Annotated in this window: 14 protein-coding genes and 1 tRNA gene; 9 read left to right on the top strand and 6 right to left on the bottom strand. The window is 67.3% G+C overall.

What is annotated here, in order from left to right; translation table 11 throughout:
• Nucleotides 1–1120, bottom strand: a 1120-nt coding sequence (locus tag ACZYZ3_RS12555; RefSeq protein ID WP_463964228.1) for an IS30 family transposase, incomplete at its 3' end; no start/stop codon positions are given.
• A gap of 501 nt (nt 1121–1621) precedes the next feature.
• Between ACZYZ3_RS12555 and ACZYZ3_RS12560 the strand changes: the two genes are divergently transcribed.
• From ACZYZ3_RS12560 to ACZYZ3_RS12575, 4 genes are all read left to right on the top strand, one after another.
• Nucleotides 1622–2485, top strand: coding sequence for an SURF1 family protein (locus ACZYZ3_RS12560; RefSeq protein ID WP_463964150.1), 864 nt, complete (start codon nt 1622–1624; stop codon nt 2483–2485).
• Complete coding sequence (locus tag ACZYZ3_RS12565; RefSeq protein ID WP_463964151.1) at nt 2482–2994, top strand: DUF3817 domain-containing protein; 513 nt, start codon at nt 2482–2484, stop codon at nt 2992–2994. The genes ACZYZ3_RS12560 and ACZYZ3_RS12565 overlap by 4 nt, the downstream gene beginning before the upstream one ends.
• A 108-nt stretch (nt 2995–3102) precedes the next feature.
• Nucleotides 3103–4692 carry a glutamine-hydrolyzing GMP synthase gene (gene guaA / locus ACZYZ3_RS12570; protein WP_463964152.1) on the top strand — a complete coding sequence of 530 codons (1590 nt, stop codon included), beginning with the start codon at nt 3103–3105 and terminating at the stop codon, nt 4690–4692.
• A 283-nt stretch (nt 4693–4975) separates the two neighbouring features.
• Nucleotides 4976–9055 (top strand): AAA family ATPase, encoded by a 4080-nt coding sequence (locus tag ACZYZ3_RS12575; protein ID WP_463964153.1) that lies wholly within the window; start codon nt 4976–4978, stop codon nt 9053–9055.
• Between the two features lie 79 nt (nt 9056–9134).
• Here the strand turns inward: ACZYZ3_RS12575 and ACZYZ3_RS12580 are convergent, their stop codons facing one another.
• From ACZYZ3_RS12580 to ACZYZ3_RS12590, 3 genes are all read right to left on the bottom strand, one after another.
• A complete protein-coding gene (locus ACZYZ3_RS12580; protein ID WP_463964154.1) occupies nt 9135–9965 on the bottom strand; it encodes an RcpC/CpaB family pilus assembly protein in 831 nt (276 codons plus the stop codon).
• Between the two features lie 109 nt (nt 9966–10074).
• Nucleotides 10075–10326 carry an FmdB family zinc ribbon protein gene (locus ACZYZ3_RS12585; protein ID WP_463964155.1) on the bottom strand — a complete coding sequence of 84 codons (252 nt, stop codon included), beginning with the start codon at nt 10324–10326 and terminating at the stop codon, nt 10075–10077.
• A gap of 146 nt (nt 10327–10472) precedes the next feature.
• Complete coding sequence (locus tag ACZYZ3_RS12590; RefSeq protein ID WP_463964156.1) at nt 10473–11132, bottom strand: 5-formyltetrahydrofolate cyclo-ligase; 660 nt, start codon at nt 11130–11132, stop codon at nt 10473–10475.
• A gap of 99 nt (nt 11133–11231) precedes the next feature.
• Here ACZYZ3_RS12590 and galU point away from each other — a divergent pair, with 99 nt between their 5' ends.
• From galU to ACZYZ3_RS12605, 3 genes are all read left to right on the top strand, one after another.
• Nucleotides 11232–12149, top strand: a complete 918-nt coding sequence (gene galU, locus ACZYZ3_RS12595; protein WP_463964157.1) for a UTP--glucose-1-phosphate uridylyltransferase GalU — start codon at nt 11232–11234, stop codon at nt 12147–12149.
• Nucleotides 12101–12775, top strand: coding sequence for a GNAT family N-acetyltransferase (locus ACZYZ3_RS12600; protein ID WP_463964158.1), 675 nt, complete (start codon nt 12101–12103; stop codon nt 12773–12775). The genes galU and ACZYZ3_RS12600 overlap by 49 nt, the downstream gene beginning before the upstream one ends.
• 116 nt (nt 12776–12891) lie before the next feature.
• Nucleotides 12892–13878 (top strand): hypothetical protein, encoded by a 987-nt coding sequence (locus ACZYZ3_RS12605; protein WP_463964159.1) that lies wholly within the window; start codon nt 12892–12894, stop codon nt 13876–13878.
• A gap of 186 nt (nt 13879–14064) precedes the next feature.
• On the opposite strand, the gene ACZYZ3_RS12610 is transcribed toward ACZYZ3_RS12605, so the two are convergent.
• Together ACZYZ3_RS12610 and ACZYZ3_RS12615 are read right to left on the bottom strand one after the other, a co-directional pair.
• The gene (locus ACZYZ3_RS12610; protein WP_463964160.1) at nt 14065–14247 is read right to left on the bottom strand and encodes a DUF3592 domain-containing protein; all 183 of its coding nucleotides are present in this window, start codon (nt 14245–14247) and stop codon (nt 14065–14067) included.
• Nucleotides 14248–14463: 216 nt separating this feature from the next.
• Nucleotides 14464–14781, bottom strand: coding sequence for a hypothetical protein (locus ACZYZ3_RS12615; RefSeq protein ID WP_463964161.1), 318 nt, complete (start codon nt 14779–14781; stop codon nt 14464–14466).
• Between the two features lie 393 nt (nt 14782–15174).
• Here ACZYZ3_RS12615 and ACZYZ3_RS12620 point away from each other — a divergent pair.
• Both ACZYZ3_RS12620 and ACZYZ3_RS12625 read left to right on the top strand, forming a co-directional pair.
• Nucleotides 15175–15247, top strand: a tRNA-Ala gene (locus ACZYZ3_RS12620).
• Nucleotides 15248–15469: 222 nt separating this feature from the next.
• Nucleotides 15470–16012, top strand: a complete 543-nt coding sequence (locus tag ACZYZ3_RS12625; RefSeq protein ID WP_463964229.1) for a PadR family transcriptional regulator — start codon at nt 15470–15472, stop codon at nt 16010–16012.

Below are 16012 nucleotides of genomic sequence, written 5' to 3' on the forward strand. Positions count from 1 at the left end.
ATTCTCGGGAGTCACCTCTTCGCTGCCGACACCCACCCTTCCGGATCAGCCCTTCCCGGGCCACCTCCATACTCACAGTGTTCTCGTTGGAGCCGCGTTGCCAGGGGCTGGCTGGGTCGCAGAAGTAGACCTGCATGTCGGTGGCCAGGGTGAAGGACTTGTGGGCGGCCATTTCGGCCCCTTGGTCCCAGGTCAGGGAACCTCTCAGGTGGGCCGGCAGGGTAGTCATGGTCTTGATGAGCCCGTCCCGGACGGTTTCGGCGGTGTGGTCCCCGGGTAGGTGGACGAGCATCACGTAGCGGGTGGTGCGTTCGACCAGGGTTCCGATCGCGGACTGGTTGTAGGCGCCGGTGATGAGATCCCCCTCCCAATGGCCGGGCACTGCGCGGTCCTCTATCTCGGGTGGACGCTCGGAGATCATGACCATCGGGTCCACGAACCGGGGGCGGCGTTCCTCCCCGGTGTTGTGGGGTTTTCGGCGGGTCCGGCCGGTGCGCAGGGCTGCCTGTATTTCGCGTTTCAGTCCGCCTCTCGCCTGAACGTAGAGGGCTTGATAGATCGTCTCTGGACTCACACGCATCTCCGGTTGGTCGGGGAACTTTTTGACCAGGGTGTGGCTGATCTGTTCCGGTGACCAGCGTATGAGCAGCTTGGCCTTTACGTAGTCGCGCAGTTCCGACTCGCCAGCGAGCTTGGCGGTTTTGGGTCGTGGCCGCCGGGCAGCGGCTTTCCGATGCGCTCCGTGGGGCAGATAGCCCAGCAGGGCATCGGCATTTCGGCCCAGCTCGCGGCTGATCGTTGAAGCCGAACGGCCAAGGGCGCTGGCGATCGCCCTCATCGATGAACCCGTGGCTTTCAGGTCCGAAATCATCTCCCGCTCCTGCACGCTGAGAAACCGCGGATCGAGGAGCTTCTCCAGTGCCGATACCGATGCCGGAGGGGCGGGGACCGTTCCGGTCGTGTGGGCGGGCGAGGTCATAGTGGTCACACCACGTTTGTAATTGACCAGCCGCCCATCAGGGTAAATGCGTCGGCCGTTGGACTTACGGATCCCGTAATCCCACTCCTCGGCTGTCCTGGGATGCACTCCGGTGGCCACGGCCGCCTCCCGCCGACTCAAGCCCTTATTGCGCAACCGGAAGTACTCATCCCGTCCCCGGTGAGGACCTGCCCCCGGTTTCCCGTGGCTCTTCAGCCCGGCTTTACGCACCCAGCCGGCGCAAGTGGCCTCGTTAAACCCGAGTTCCCTAGCCGCGTCCCGGGTGCCTTTGAGCCGGTCGAACACGACAAAGAACTGATCTTTCTGCTCCGGCGTGTATTTCCTCGGTCCAACAGCTTCTTTCGTTAAAGACGACACGGTCGTTGCAACTCCCAAAAATTCTGGGTGTTGCAACGACCGCTAGAACCCAAGCCCCGCTGCCCCACTCTGGGGGCAGGCCCTTTCGTGTCGACTCCGTCGCCACGTAGGGACCCCGCTGCCCCACTCTGGGGGCAGGCCCTTTCGTGTCGACTCCGTCGCCACGTNCCTTTCGTGTCGACTCCGTCGCCACGTCGGGACCCCGCTGCCCACTCTGTTCACCCCGTTTCGTTGTTCTACACACGGACGAAGTACGGTTAAGGGGTGCTGAAAACTGCCCTCAAACCCCGATGGATCGCCGGACTGGTGTTTGCGATCGTCGTGTCAGGGGTGTTTGTGCTGCTCAGCCAGTGGCAGTTCGGCCGCTCGACCCAGCCTGAGCTGACGGTCTCCGCCACGACCGAGGAACCCAAATCCCTCACCGGGGTGCTCCAGCCCGGCGATTTCTTTCCCGGATCAGTCGCTGACCAGGTCGTCACCGCCACCGGCAGCTACGACCCGCAGAAGCAGGTCCTCGTCCCGGGCCGGCTGAACGACGGCGCCACGGGCTACTGGATCGTTTCGGCCCTGGCCGTGGACGGCGCCGCCGTCCTGACCGGAGCCGGCGCTTCGCCGCTAACCTGGATCCCCGTGGCCCGCGGCTGGGTTGCCGACCCCGCGGACGCACCCGCGCCGCCGTCGGGCACCATTGAACTCACCGGACGGCTGCTGCCCTCCGAAGCCCCGCTGACCGGAACCGACGCCGGCCCCGGCCGGGCCAGCGCCGTCTCCGTCGCGGAGCTCATCAACATCTGGGAAGTCAGCAGCTACCCCGGCTTCGTCGCCGCGAGCTCCGAAGCCGCCGGCGGCAGCGATGTCAGCGCCGCGGCTTCCAGCGGCGAGGTCAAGCCGCTGAATATCGGACCGCAGCCTCCGGCCGAAAAGGTCAACTGGCTGAACCTGTTCTACGCCGCGGAGTGGGTCGTGTTCGCCGGCTTCGCGCTGTTCATCTGGTGGCGCCTGGTGAAAGATGACTACCGCCGCGGACTCGAGGACGCCCTCGACGAGGAGCACGAAGCCGCCGCGCGGGAGCTCCCCGAAGCGGACCCCCACGCACCGCACCCCACCGAAACGAAAGTGCAATCATGATCGAGCCCCAGCCGGCCGTCCAGCCGCAGCAGTCCAACGTCCCGGGAAGCGGACGCGGCAAGAAGCGCCGGTTTGGCGGCACCGAGGCCCAGATCCTTTCGGCGTTGAAGTTCTACAAGGTGCTCGCGTACATGACCGGGGCCATGCTGCTCCTGCTCTGCGCCGAACTGATCGCCCGGTACGCCTTTGGCCAGTACCTTTTCGCCGGCGGCACCAACGCCGTCACCGGTGAGCCGTTCGGCTTCGGCTTCGCCGACGCCGAGCCCCCCGGAGTCGTCGGCGGCGTGAACCTCTCCGTCGCGGTCCTGATCGTGCACGGCTGGATGTACGTCGTGTACCTTATGTCCAACTTCCGCCTGTGGTCCCTGATGCGTTGGCCGTTTGCGAAGATGATCGTCCTGGCGCTCGGCGGCGTCGTGCCTTTCCTGTCTTTCTTCGTGGAGAAGAGCATCCACGCCGAGGTGGAGGCCGAACTGGCCGCGAACCCGCAGGCGCCGCAGCGCTACTGAGCGGACGGCGTTGGGCCCCGTGTGAGTTCGCTTACCCGGCGGCCGTTCCCGGGCCCGCACCGGCCTCTCAATGTGCGGGCGGACGGCGCCGCAAAGTAAGCTAGTACGGTGACTACTCCCTCTGCATCCCAGACGTCCCACAAGCCCGTACTGGTTGTTGACTACGGTGCCCAGTACGCGCAGCTGATCGCCCGCCGCGTCCGGGAAGCGAATGTGTATTCGGAAGTGGTTCCGCATACCTACAGCACCGAGCAGCTCCTGGCCAAGAACCCCGCCGCGATCATCCTCTCCGGCGGCCCCGCGAGCGTCTACGCCGACGGCGCGCCCAGCGTCGGCGCCGAGCTGTTTGAAGCCGGGATCCCGGTCTTCGGCATCTGCTACGGCTTCCAGGCCATGGCCAACGCCCTCGGCGGCAAAGTGGCCCAGACGGGGCTCCGCGAGTACGGAGCCACCGAGACCACCACCATCGGCGAAGGCCGTTCCATCCTGAGCGGCATGCCCCAGCACCAGAGCACCTGGATGAGCCACGGTGATTCGGTGCACGAGGCCCCGGAGGGCTTCGAGGTCCTCGCGACGACGGCCGGAGCCGAAGTCGCGGCCTTCGCCAACGAGGAAAAGCGCCTCTATGGCGTGCAGTGGCACCCGGAGGTGAAGCACTCAGCCTACGGCCAGCAGGTGCTGGAGAACTTCCTGTTCAAGGGCGCGCGGCTGGAACCGAACTGGACCGCAGGCAACATCCTCGAGGAGCAGGTCGACCGGATCCGCGAGCAGGTCGGCGACGCCCGGGTCATCTGCGGCCTCTCCGGCGGCGTTGACTCCGCCGTCGCCGCCGCCCTGGTCCAGCGCGCCGTCGGCGAGCAGCTGACCTGTGTGTTCGTGGACCACGGCCTGCTGCGCGAAGGCGAAGCCGAACAGGTCGAACGCGACTTCGTGGCCGCCACCGGCGTCAAGCTCTACGTTGCCAACGAGCAGGAGCGCTTCCAGTCGGCCCTGGCCGGCGTCAGTGACCCCGAGACCAAGCGCAAGATCATCGGCCGCGAATTCATCCGCGCCTTCGAGGAAGCCGAACTGGCGATCATCGCCGAGGCGGCCGCGCACGGGGAGAAGATCAAGTTCCTCGTGCAGGGCACCCTATACCCCGACGTCGTCGAATCCGGCGGCGGCGAAGGCGCAGCAAACATCAAGAGCCACCACAACGTGGGCGGACTGCCGGAAGACCTGCAGTTCGAACTCGTCGAACCGCTGCGCGCCCTGTTCAAGGACGAGGTCCGCGCCGTCGGCGCCCAGCTGGGCCTGCCGCAGGAAATCGTGGGACGCCAGCCGTTCCCCGGACCGGGCCTCGGCATCCGGATTGTCGGTGAAGTCACCAAGGAGCGGCTGGACCTGCTGCGCAAGGCGGACGCCATCGCGCGGGCGGAACTGACCGCCGCCGGGCTCGACAACGAGGTCTGGCAGATGCCGGTCGTCCTGCTGGCCGATGTCCGCAGCGTCGGCGTCCAGGGCGACGGCCGCACCTACGGCCACCCGATCGTGTTGCGCCCGGTCTCCTCCGAAGACGCCATGACGGCGGACTGGTCGAGGCTGCCCTACGATCTGCTGGCCAGGATCTCCAACCGCATCACCAACGAAGTGGACGGCGTGAACCGCGTCGTGCTTGACGTGACCAGCAAGCCGCCGGGAACCATTGAGTGGGAATAACCTGGTAACGGGTTAGTCGCAATGGCCGGTCTCCTGGGGAGGCCGGCCATTTCCCGTCTGTCGGGGTCTGTCCGGGGCTGCCGGGCGGGACTCCGGCGGCCGCCTTGGGGGCAGGCCGGCGAACCAGTGAATTCGGTCGAATTTGTGTCCCGGCAGTGTTGCGGAGCCTCGCCGGGGCCGGATCCGGGCTACCCTCGAATGCATGCCGGTATTGTTCAGGACGTCCCGCGCGAGCACGGAAAACGTGAGCAAAGTAAACGCGAGTACAGAAAAGAAGGCAGCAGTGTCAGTTGGTCAAGGCCACCCCGAGGGCTCCGAGGAGCTCAGGAAATGGCTGTCCGGGCTCAAGCCCGTCACCGGAGCAGACACCATGCTGCGCTTCACCAAGACGCCTGAGGGCTCCATCGACCTGACCCACGCGCATCCGTCCGGACTGGCGCAGTTGATGGCCGGCCGGCGCACCCGGCTCTCCACCCTGATCCGCGACCACCAGCAGTACGTCGTCGCCGCGAGGGCCTCGCGCAATCTGCGGTCCAAGATCTTCGAACTCGCCAATGACCGCGGGATCGACGCGGGCTACTTCTCGGCCGGCACAGTGGTCTGGACGTCCGCCGTCGGAGGCAAACCCCAGCGTGTGTCTGCCCCGGTCATGCTGGCCTCCATCTCCCTCACCGTTCGCCCGGGCGAGGACGACTACGAACTGCAGCTCACCGAACAGGCCAGGATCAACCCTGCCCTGGTCCGGCACCTGAAGACGACCCACGGGATCGTCTTCGACGTCAACGCCGTCACCCGCATGGCGTACAGCACCGCCCGGTTTGATCCCCAGCCAGTCCTCGACCGCCTAGGCACGCTCATCCAGCCCATCCACGGCGCCGAGGTCGAGCACAACCTCCTGGTCTCCACGTTTGCGGACCTGTCCGGGAGCCTCGAGGATCCTTGGATCAACGAGAACCATCCCCTCGTCGGGGCGCTGGGGCGCGCCGCAGCCGGCGGGACCGTGGAGGTTCCCGAGCTCACGGCCGGGCGCTTCCCGAGCACCGACGAGCGTGACCCCGCCGATGAGCTGCTTCTGCTCGACGCCGACGCCGACCAGCAGTACGTCCTCGACGCCGTCCGCGCCGGTGACTCGCTCGTGGTCAGCAGCCCGCCGGGCACCGGCCAGACCCAGACGGCGATCAACACCATTGGTGCCCTCGTCGATCAGGGCAAGACCGTCCTCGTGGTGGGGGACCGGCGGGCCAGCCTGGGCGAGATCTCCGCAGAGCTGGACACCCTCGGGCTGGACTCCACGCTGTTCCAAATCGCCGGCAACACCACCCCGCTGCAGCTCAAGGGCCAGCTGGTCCGCGCCATCATGCGCAACGAAAAATCCCTTGAGCCACAGCTCAGCAACCTGCACACCACCTTGATCGAGCACCGCCACGCCCTTCGGGACCATGTCGCGTCGCTGCACAATGTCCGCCAGCGCTGGGGCTGCTCGCCCTACGAAGCGATGCAGTCGCTGGCCGGGCTGACTTCGATCCAGCCTGCCCCGGCCACCACGGTGCGGCTCAAGCGCAGCGTGCTGGATAACATCCGCGACCGCGGGGAACTGGCCGGCCGGCTCCACCGCGCCGCGGAACTGGGCAGCTTCAGCCGGTCCTCGACGACAAGCCCCTGGCACGGCGCCCGTCTCCTGACCCGCAAGGAGACCCAGGAGGCCCAGCAGGTGGCCCGCACGGTGGCCGGCAAGCTGCCGGAGCTGCGCGGACTGATGAACGGCGTCGCCGACCACGCCGAAATCCGTCTCGGCCGCACCTTCGCCGAGTGGGGCGACCAGGTTGAGCTTCTCGTTGCGGTCCGCGAAAGCCTCGACAAATTCACCGCCGATATCTTTGACCGCCCGGTCCATGACCTCATCTCCGCCACCGCAGCCTCCTCCTGGCGTCGCGAACGGAACATCGAGATGCCGTCCATGCAGCGGTCCCGCCTGCGCCGGGTGGCTAAGGAATATGTCCGCCCGGGCGTCCACATCGCCGACCTGCACAGCTCCCTGGTCCTCGTCCAGGAGCAGCGGGCCGCGTGGTCCGGCTACGCCACGACACAGCGACACCCGGCGGTCCCGTCCGGCCTCGGCGAGATCATCGCCTTATACCGCGAGCTGGAATCGGAGCTGGCCGAGCTGGGCCGGGCCGTCCGGCACACCGCCGCGGGCGGCGGCCTGCACACCACGCCCTATGAAGAACTGATGGAGCGGCTGGAACGGCTGGTTGCCGACACCGGGACGCTTGAGACGTTGCCGGAGCGGACGCTTCTGGTCGAAAACATGCGCGAGCATGGTCTCGGCGAACTGCTGGCCGACCTTGCCGAGCGTGAGGTGCCGGCCGAGTCGGTCGCCACCGAGCTTGAGCTCGCCTGGTGGCAGTCGGCGCTGGAAGCCATGATCAGCGGGGACGACTACCTGGCCATGTCCGACGGCGACGCCCTGCGCCAGCTCGAGGCCGAATACCGCCTCGCCGATAACGCCCACATCGCCAGCGGCGCGGCGCGGCTGCGCTGGCAGCTGGCCGAACGGTGGCGGGCAGCCATCGCGGAGCACCCGCGCCAGGCGGAGCTGCTGCGCAGCCTGCTCAAGGACGGCCGGGTAACGCTTTCGGCGCTGACCGGGCAGGCCGCGGAACTGCTGCCCATGCTCGTGCCGGTGTGGTCGGTGAGCCCGTATCTCCTGACGGCGGTCCTGCCCGTGGAGCAGAGGTTCGACGCCGTGGTCATCCTCGACGCCGAGGCGACGTCGCTGCAGGCTGTCCTGCCGGCCATCGCCCGCTCCAGCCAGATCATCGCCTTCGGTGACGACCGGATTGCGAGCCCGCGGACCTTCACCGTCAGTGTGGAGCGGCTCGCGGCCGGCGAGAGCTCCCACCAGGGTGTGGAGAGCGCCTACCAGGCTCTGACGGCCGTGTTGCCCACCTGGAGTCTGCGCACGGTGTACCGCGCCGTGGATGAAGATCTTGTGCGGCAGCTGAGCAAGGGGTTTTATGACGGCGGACTGCGCCGCTTGCCCGAAGGCCAGTCCGCGACCGGGCTGGACCGTGCCCTGACGGTGGAATACCTGCCGGACGGCACGGGGCTGCCCAGCGCCGACCAGGACGGTGTCGAATCCGTGGTGGCCGAGGTCAACCGTGCGGTGGAGCTTGTCTTCGAACACGCCCGGCTGCGGCCGCGGACGTCGCTGGCTGTTGTCACCGGCAGCCTCCGGCACGCAGCCCGGATCGGCGAGTCGATCCGGCTGCAGCTGCCGAATTACCCGATGCTGGCCAGCTTCTTCACCGCCGGCGACGAATCCTTCCGCGTGGTGGACCTGGAACGCGCCCAAGGCCTGGTCCGCGACCATGTGATCTTCTCCCCGGGGTACGGACGCACCCCGCACGGGCGGGCCCTCCACAGCCTGGGACCGCTGTCCCTGGACGGAGGGCGGGCCAAATTCGCCCTCGCCATGACGCGGGCACGACGGTCACTGCACGTGCTGAGCTGCTTCCGGCCGGAGGACCTCGACGTAACCCGGCTGAACAACGGCGCAGTGGACTTCTACGAACTGCTGAACCGTGAAATCGCAGGCAACTCCGATCTCGGCAGCCCGGCATCGCGGGCCGCGGCCAGTGAACAGGCCCTGGGGGCCGACCCCCTCGTGGCGGACCTGGGCGACCGCCTGCGGGCCCGGGGTGCCCGGGTCTGGCACCAGTACGACGGCGCGCTGAACATGGTGGCCGCGGCCGACCCGTTGAGCACCCTCGGACTGGACGACGCCGAGATTCCCCGGCCCGTGGCGATTGAGTCCGACGGCACCGAGCAGTACCGCCGCCTGACCGTCCGCGAACGCAGCCGGCTCCGCCCGCAGCTCCTGGAAAGACTCGGCTGGCGCTACATGCCACTATGGACCATAGAGGTCTTCACCGATCCGTCGGCCTGCGCCGACCGCATCGGCGGATATCTTGGCCTGGAAAAGCCGGTCGCGACGCAGCGGAAACCGGCCTCGCCGGGATTCTTCGACGACGACGTCGTGAACCTTGCCGTCAACGAAGAGCACGCCTCGGAGCGGCGGTCCCCGGCCGGACAGCCGGACGGCGCGCATCAGGACAGGACAGATCAGGACAGCAAGGAGGCCGGCGGCATGACCGCGGACGGCGATACCGAGAACCACAGCGATATCCGGAACGACCGCGAAGGCCGGGACACGACCGAACAACCCGCAACTGCGACGGCCGCGGCAGATGTGCTGCCGAACAAGGCCGCCGAAGACGATCCTAGGCGCTGGGGCGACGAGCCAGGCGGCTACGACCACGATTCCTGGCTCGAGGAACAGAAGCCTCCGCACTGGGGCTGAGATCCTTCTCGGCCCGCACCGCAGGGGATTGGGATTCCGCGGGAGCCCCTGCCAGGCGGTCATCTGCCGGGTGGCTCGACTAGCCATGAGGGGCCGCCACAAGCACAAAGAACAGCTTCCCCTGCGTGGAGGCACCGGCGAGCCGACCGGCCTGATCGGCGCCGGCAGCGACGACCAGGAGGCCGTCGGTCTCCCCGGTTGCCAGCCATTGGCCGGCCCCGTTGCCGTGCTCGGATGTCCAGAGCACCGGAACCGCCGCGGCCAGCACCTGGGTAGCTGCCGGCTGGTCAATGCCATTGCCGGTGGTCATCACGACTGTGACGAGCTGCCCGGGGGAGAGCAGTTGGATTGAGGCGGGATCGGCCATCCGGAGCGGCACGGCGGCAGATCCCGGGGGGCTTCCCGCCAGTAGGCCGGGACCGAGCAGCTGGGCGTCAGACAGAAGTTGGCCCTTGCGCAGGGCCACCGCCAGCTGTTTGCCCTGCAGCGACTCGGTGCTGCCGTAGCTGCCGGCCGGCACCAGGCCGCGCGGGACGCTCAACACCGTCAGGTCATCCGGGCCGAGGGTCTCCCCTGCCGGGAGGTCCCGTGCGGCGGCGAAAGCGGAGACCGTGAAGGCCGGGGCCGGCGTCAGCTGCTGGACCGTGAGGCCGGCCGCGACGCACAGCAGCAGCGCAACCCCCAGCCGCCTGTTACGGGCCAGCCACCGGGCCAGCCGCCTGCGGAGAGCCTGCCGAGCCGGTCCTGGCCGGCGACGCGGACTTCCGGAGGTCGACCGGACTGGCCGGCGCCGCCGGGAACCGCCGTTGCGCAGCACCGATAAAGGGTGCCACACGCCACGGAAAAAGGCCCCAAGGCTGGCCTCAGGGACTGCGCCAACGGACGGGACGGGACGGGCGGGGGTGGACATAGCCCGACACTACGCACCGGCTCGGAATCCGGGCAGGCGGTCATTGGGCTATGTGGACAAACAGCCCGAAGGCATCGGGCCGGAGCGGGCCCCGGCCCGCAGACAGTTACTAGCTTGCGGAAGCGGCGGCAGGCGCCGGCGTAGCGGCCGGGGCCGGGGCCGGGGAGACAGTGCTGCCTTTGGCGTCGCGGGAGTCGGTCCGGTAGAACCCGGAACCCTTGAAGACGACGCCGACGCTGTTGAACTTCTTGCGCAGGGTTCCCTGGCACTCGGGGCAGGATGTGAGGGAGCTGTCGGTAAACGACTGCACGGTCTCAAAGGCGTGGCTGCAGTCCTTGCAGGCGTATGCATACGTGGGCACTGGAAATCCTTCTCTGGGACAAACGAGCAGGTCCCGTGCTGTCCGGGGGGTCCGCAGCCGACATGTCCGTCGCCGCGATTCCTCCCTTAGCAGTCGCAGGGCCTGAGTGCCAATTCTATCACCCCTGCGGCGCGTCCTTTCATCGGCTACCGCTGCTGCAGGGGCAGCAGGCCAGCCGGGGTCAGGGCGGCAGCCACCTTCCTATCAAAGGGCTCTGCCGGGATGCTGCCGGCAGGCAGGACCTCGCCTTCGTACACGACGGCGGCGCTCGGCAGGGGCGGCAACACCCCGCCGTCGGACGCCGGAGCCGCGCCGTCGGACGCAGGGGCCGCGGACGGGAGGAGGGCGGCCAACGCCGCCAGAAACTTGTCGTAGTAGCCGCCGCCCTGGCCGATCCGGTTGCCGGAGTGGTCGACGGCGGTAGCCGGCAGGAAGACGCCGTCGGTGTGCTGCATGACGGCAGTGTCGTGGCGTTGCCCCGCGGGCTCCTGGATCGGCGCGTAGCGGCTCCGCGCAAATTCGGATGCCGGTGTCCAGTACACCCAGCTCAGAGCCAGGCCGGGCTCGCAGACCGGCAGCAGCACCTGGTGCCCGGCCTCATGCAGAGCTGTCAGCAGCGGAAGGGTCGGGGGCTCCGACCCCACCCCAAGATAGGCGGCGAAAGTGCCCGGTCTGCCACCGGTAAGGCCGGAAGCCCAGGCAAGTCCGTGCCGGGCAATGCCCCGGCCGGCGCTTTCCAGCAGGGCCGGCGTCAGGGCGGCACGCCGGGCGCGGTGGCTTCCCCGGATGTCTTCCTTCGACGCCATGCCCGTATTACCTCCGCGTCATGCAGTCCGGCCAACAGCGGTTCCCCTGGCGGCTCGAATGATTACCCAATGTTTTGGTCCCTCCGTTAGATTAGTCCAGTGACTACACCCAACGCTCCCGTCCGCAAGGCCGTCATCCCCGCAGCGGGCCTCGGCACCAGATTCCTTCCGGCCACCAAGGCCATGCCCAAGGAAATGCTGCCCGTCGTCGACAAGCCGGCCATCCAGTACGTCGTGGAGGAAGCTGTCAAAGTCGGCCTGAGCGACATCCTGATGATCACCGGCCGCAACAAGCGCGCGCTGGAGGACCACTTTGACCGCGTCCCCACGCTGGAAGCTGCCCTGGAAGCCAAGGGAGACACCGCCAAGCTTGAGTCCATCCAGGCGGCCAGCAATCTTGGCGACATCCACTATGTGCGCCAGGGCGATCCGATGGGTCTGGGCCACGCCGTGCTCCGCGCAAAGCAGCACGTGGGCTATGAGCCGTTTGCGGTCCTGCTGGGCGATGACCTGATCGACGCCCGCGACGACCTGCTGAGCACCATGATCGAGGTGCAGGCGAAGACCGGAGGATCGGTGGTCGCCCTGATCGAGGTTGAGCCCTCTGAGATCAGCGCCTACGGCTGCGCCGACATCGAAGCAATCGGCGGCGAAGAGTACGTCCGCATCAACCAACTCGTTGAGAAACCCGACGTCAAGGACGCGCCGTCGAACCTGGCCATCATTGGCCGCTATGTCCTCCACCCGGCGGTCTTCGAGGTGCTGGAACGCACCGCGCCCGGCCGCGGCGGCGAAATCCAGCTCACCGACGCGCTCCAGGAGCTCGCGGCCGGTGACGGCGAGGGCTACGGCGTGTATGGCGTGGTCTTCCGCGGCCGCCGCTACGACACCGGCGACAAACTCAGCTACCTCAAGGCCTGCGTCCAATTGGCCTGCGACAGCGACGACTTGGGTCCCGGCCTGCGGGAATGGCTCCCGGGTTTCGCCTCGAGCCTGGCCCCCAGCCTGACCAAGTAGCCCCGGTGGGGGGCACCTTCCACTGGCCGGTGACGCTTGAAAGCGGCGACCTCGTGCTGCGCCCGATCCGTTACCGGGACCGCAAGGAATGGACCGAGGTCCGTTCCCGCAACAGCGAGTGGCTGGCCCCCTGGGAAGCGTCCAACCCCGTCCCCGGGGGAGGCCTTCCCGACTACCGCAACATGGTGCGTTCCCTCAAGGCGCAGGCCGCCCAGGCCACGGCCCTGCCGTTTCTGATCACCGAGCGGACCCCGGGCTTCCGGGAGCCCGTCATTGTGGGACAGCTGACGGTCTCCTCCATCGTGTGGGGCTCGGCCATGATGGCCACACTGGGCTACTGGGTGGACAAGGGCCGGGCAGGGCACGGCATCGCGCCGACCGCCGTGGCCCTGGTGACCGACTATTGCTTCCAGACCCTGGGGCTGCATCGGATGGAAATCAACATCCGGCCCGAGAACGGACCCAGCCTCCGGGTGGTCGAGAAGCTCGGCTTCCGTGACGAGGGCTACCGTCCGAGGTTCCTCCACATTAACGGTGAATGGGCCGACCATCGGAGCTTCGCACTGACCTCTGAAGAAGTGCAGGAGGGGCTTTTGTCGCGGTGGCAACGCAGCCGCCCCGCGTAGCCGTCAGACCCTCCCTGACCAGCCCTTACGTCATCAATCCAGTGAATTGACAGTTCCCCAGCGACACACCGGGGACAATGCGGCCCGGGACCCCGCATTGCTCATACGGTTTTGATGTGGATATCCCTCTTAGCAGCTCTGTGATCCTTGTCATTGCTGTTGCGCTCTGGATTGTGTGGGTTGCCCCCTACATGCTCCGGTACGGACGCCACCAACTGCAGCCCGCGGGCGAACTTGCGGCGGACTTCATCGATCTCGAAACAGCAGCCCCCCAAGCCGGGAACGTCATGAAGATGACGGCCCAGCAGGAGAAACCCATGACCAGCACCCAGCGCACCGAGTCCGTCCCGGGAACTACCGGACCCGACGGCGGTCCCAAGACTGCAGCCACCGGTCCGGCGTTCAGAATCCGCTATGGCCGGCTGGCCCTCGCCCTGGCGGGCCTGCTCTCGCTGCTCACCGGCGTCGTCTCGGCGGCCCTGCGAATCTTCGGCCTTGGGTCACCCTGGCTGCCGTTCGCGGCGCTGTTCGGCGCCGTGGCCGCGGTCTTTATGCTCCGATGGCTCGCCGTCCGGGACCGCCGCCGAAAAATGAACGCCGCCTTTCGCTCGGCCATGAGCACACCGGCCCGACCGGCCGAATACGTTCCGGAGCGCGCCCCGCTGCGGGAGCCGGCGGGCGAGCCCCGCGAACGCGCCGAGAGCCCGCTCTTTGACGCCCAGGCCGACGCCGCCGAACGAAAGCCGGCACCCAAACCCCTGACCGTCCAGGAACTCCGCGAGGCGGCGCTCGCGGAAGCCATGGCCTCGGGCGACACCTCCGTCCGTGGCACCGCAGGCATCCGGTCCGCCGAAGGAACCAGCTGGGAACCGGTAGAAGTCCCCAGGCCCACCTATGTGGAGGCACCGAAGGCCGAGCGGGCCGCCCCCGAGCCGCTCGACCTGCCGGAAGCGCCGAAGGCAGTTGGGAAGCCGTCGCTGAAGCAGGGCCTCCCGCAGGCGCCGGCCGGCAGCCTCGGCGCGGATGCCGAGCAGAAGCCCTTGGGCAAGGCCCAGAGTGCCCTGAGCAACCTGGACGACGTGCTGCAGCGACGCCGGGCCTGAGCTTCGTTTTTCCAGCCCCGGGCAGCCAGCAACGGCCGCCCGGGGCTTTTTTGTGCCTTGGCTGCTCAGCCAGCGGCGTTCTTGTCTTTCCTCAGATAGCCAATCAAGAAGCCGACAACCACAAAAATGCCCAACCCGCCGAAGATGGAGGTCAGGACCACCCCTAGCCCGCGAAACCAGACGCCGTCACTTTCGAATCCAAGTACAACCGCGTGGCGCGGGTTTTGCTCCCGGGTCGATGGCGTCATCGAAATCGACAACGGTGCCGCTGGTTTGCGCCCCGCTCCGAGCCAGCTCTTCGTCCACACCGATCAGGTGGCCGCCGACGCCGATCAACACCGGCCCCAGGCAAAGGACAATAACTGTCACCGCCAGGTTCCCCACCCTTGCCAGCGACACCCGCGGTATCGGTCGCCGCTTAACGGCAGCTCTTTTAGATGTCGCGTCCCCATTCTGCCGGACCGGTATCACTATCAAGTCGACGGGAATCCTGCGGACCGGAGGGGAACCGGATTCCAGAGCCTGCCATAGTCACTCTCGGGCCTGGATACTGACGGCTTCTGTGGTTCTGAACAATGCGTAGATTCAGGCTGGAGAAGCCGTGTCCGGTCGAGCCGCCTTGCGCGTGCGTGCTGACCGCAGTGCCAGTGAAGTGGCTCCTCCGGCCAGGAGGAGAACCCCTGGCACGACGGCGAGGAGTGCAGGGCCCGGGGAGGTCCCGGCAGGTGGCGCTTCCAGGGTCCCTGCGATGTCGCCTGGGTGGTAGCTGACCTCGATAGGGTCGCCGATCTTGTACGCGCACGGCTCGGCGCTGGTGCCCGAATTAACGGTGTAGCGGGTGTCGTTGACACTCAGTTCGGCGACGGCTGCGCACAGCCCCTTGCGGGTAATGTTTTGGTCCACAACCGTTCCCTGGGCGGTGATAGTACCGGCGCGGGGAGGTCCGTCGTGGAAGAGAAGGAGCCACAGGAGGCCGGCGATGACGGCGGCTATGGCCAGGGTGGGACCCTAGCGGACCTCGGCGGGGGCAGTGGAGCTCATGGAGGCTCTCTTTCGGCTTTACGGCTCAGGGGTCAGACAAAGAGTATGCGTAGGCCCGGGATCCGGGTGTACGCCCCGGCGGCGTCGGTCACGATCGGAGGCCTCGTCCGCAGCACGAAGAGAATGCGGCCGGTGGCTGACGTGTGCAGGAACGCCACGCCGGTGAGACTTTCAGCGGCTGGCTGGCAAAGAACGCGGATAGTTTGTAGCCTAGGGACACCGGCAACGCCGTTCCTCCGGGACCGGCGTTGCTTCGGGGCTATAGCTCAGTTGGTAGAGCGCTTCGTTCGCATCGAAGAGGTCAGGAGTTCGAATCTCCTTAGCTCCACAATTTTCGAGGGTTTTTGAATCCTTGGGCGCCTGGCTGCGTACGTCAGACGGACGCGCGGCGCCGCGCAACCGTCGGTTGGGATGGGGCCTACTGGCCGCCGGGATCCGCTCGTGTGGCGCCCTGATCCGTCGGCTCCTCCCCCCTCTTGGTTCTCGTGTATATCGGGATGTATCGTTGACTATCGTTGTATGTCGTTCGCGGTTCACAGAGGAGAGCATGATGCGTAATTCATACCCGGCAGGCGGATTTCGCGGCAACAATGTCGACGGCATGTGGCAGGCCGTTGAGGAGCTGCGTTCAAGGTTTGAGAAGCGTTCGGGCACCCGTGCGGGCCGAGGCGAGGTGCGGTCGGCGGTGCTGGCACTGCTCGCGGAGCGGCCGATGCACGGATACCAGATCATCCGTGAAATCGAGGAGCGCAGCGGTGGCAGCTGGAAGCCCAGCGCTGGCTCTGTCTACCCGACACTGCAGCTGCTGGCCGATGAGGGGTTCATCAGTGCCGAGGAAGCCAACGGCCGCAAAATCTATTCCCTGACCGAAGCGGGCCGTGAGGATGTGGCGGGTGCCGATGAGTCAGCTCCCTGGGAGTCCACGGGTCCGGCGTCGGCCGCCGGGTTCGCGGCGCTGCCCAGGGCGGGCGTCGAGCTCGCGCAGGCCGCGTCCCAGGTGGGCCGCACCGGCACGCGGGAGCAGGTGCAGGAGGCCGTGACGGTCCTCGACGACGCACGTCGTCGGCTGTACTCGATCCTCGCCCGGGACTGA

This window comes from Pseudarthrobacter linnaei, from assembly GCF_055412825.1.

Excerpts from the sequence above, each read along its gene's own strand:
- ACZYZ3_RS12625 (WP_463964229.1), top strand. The coding sequence starts at position 15,470 with ATGCGTAATTCATACCCGGCAGGCGGATTTCGCGGCAACAATGTCGAC.
- ACZYZ3_RS12565 (WP_463964151.1), top strand. The coding sequence starts at position 2,482 with ATGATCGAGCCCCAGCCGGCCGTCCAGCCGCAGCAGTCCAACGTCCCG.
- ACZYZ3_RS12590 (WP_463964156.1), bottom strand. The coding sequence starts at position 11,132 with ATGGCGTCGAAGGAAGACATCCGGGGAAGCCACCGCGCCCGGCGTGCC.
- ACZYZ3_RS12580 (WP_463964154.1), bottom strand. The coding sequence starts at position 9,965 with ATGTCCACCCCCGCCCGTCCCGTCCCGTCCGTTGGCGCAGTCCCTGAG.
- ACZYZ3_RS12600 (WP_463964158.1), top strand. The coding sequence starts at position 12,101 with ATGGCTCCCGGGTTTCGCCTCGAGCCTGGCCCCCAGCCTGACCAAGTA.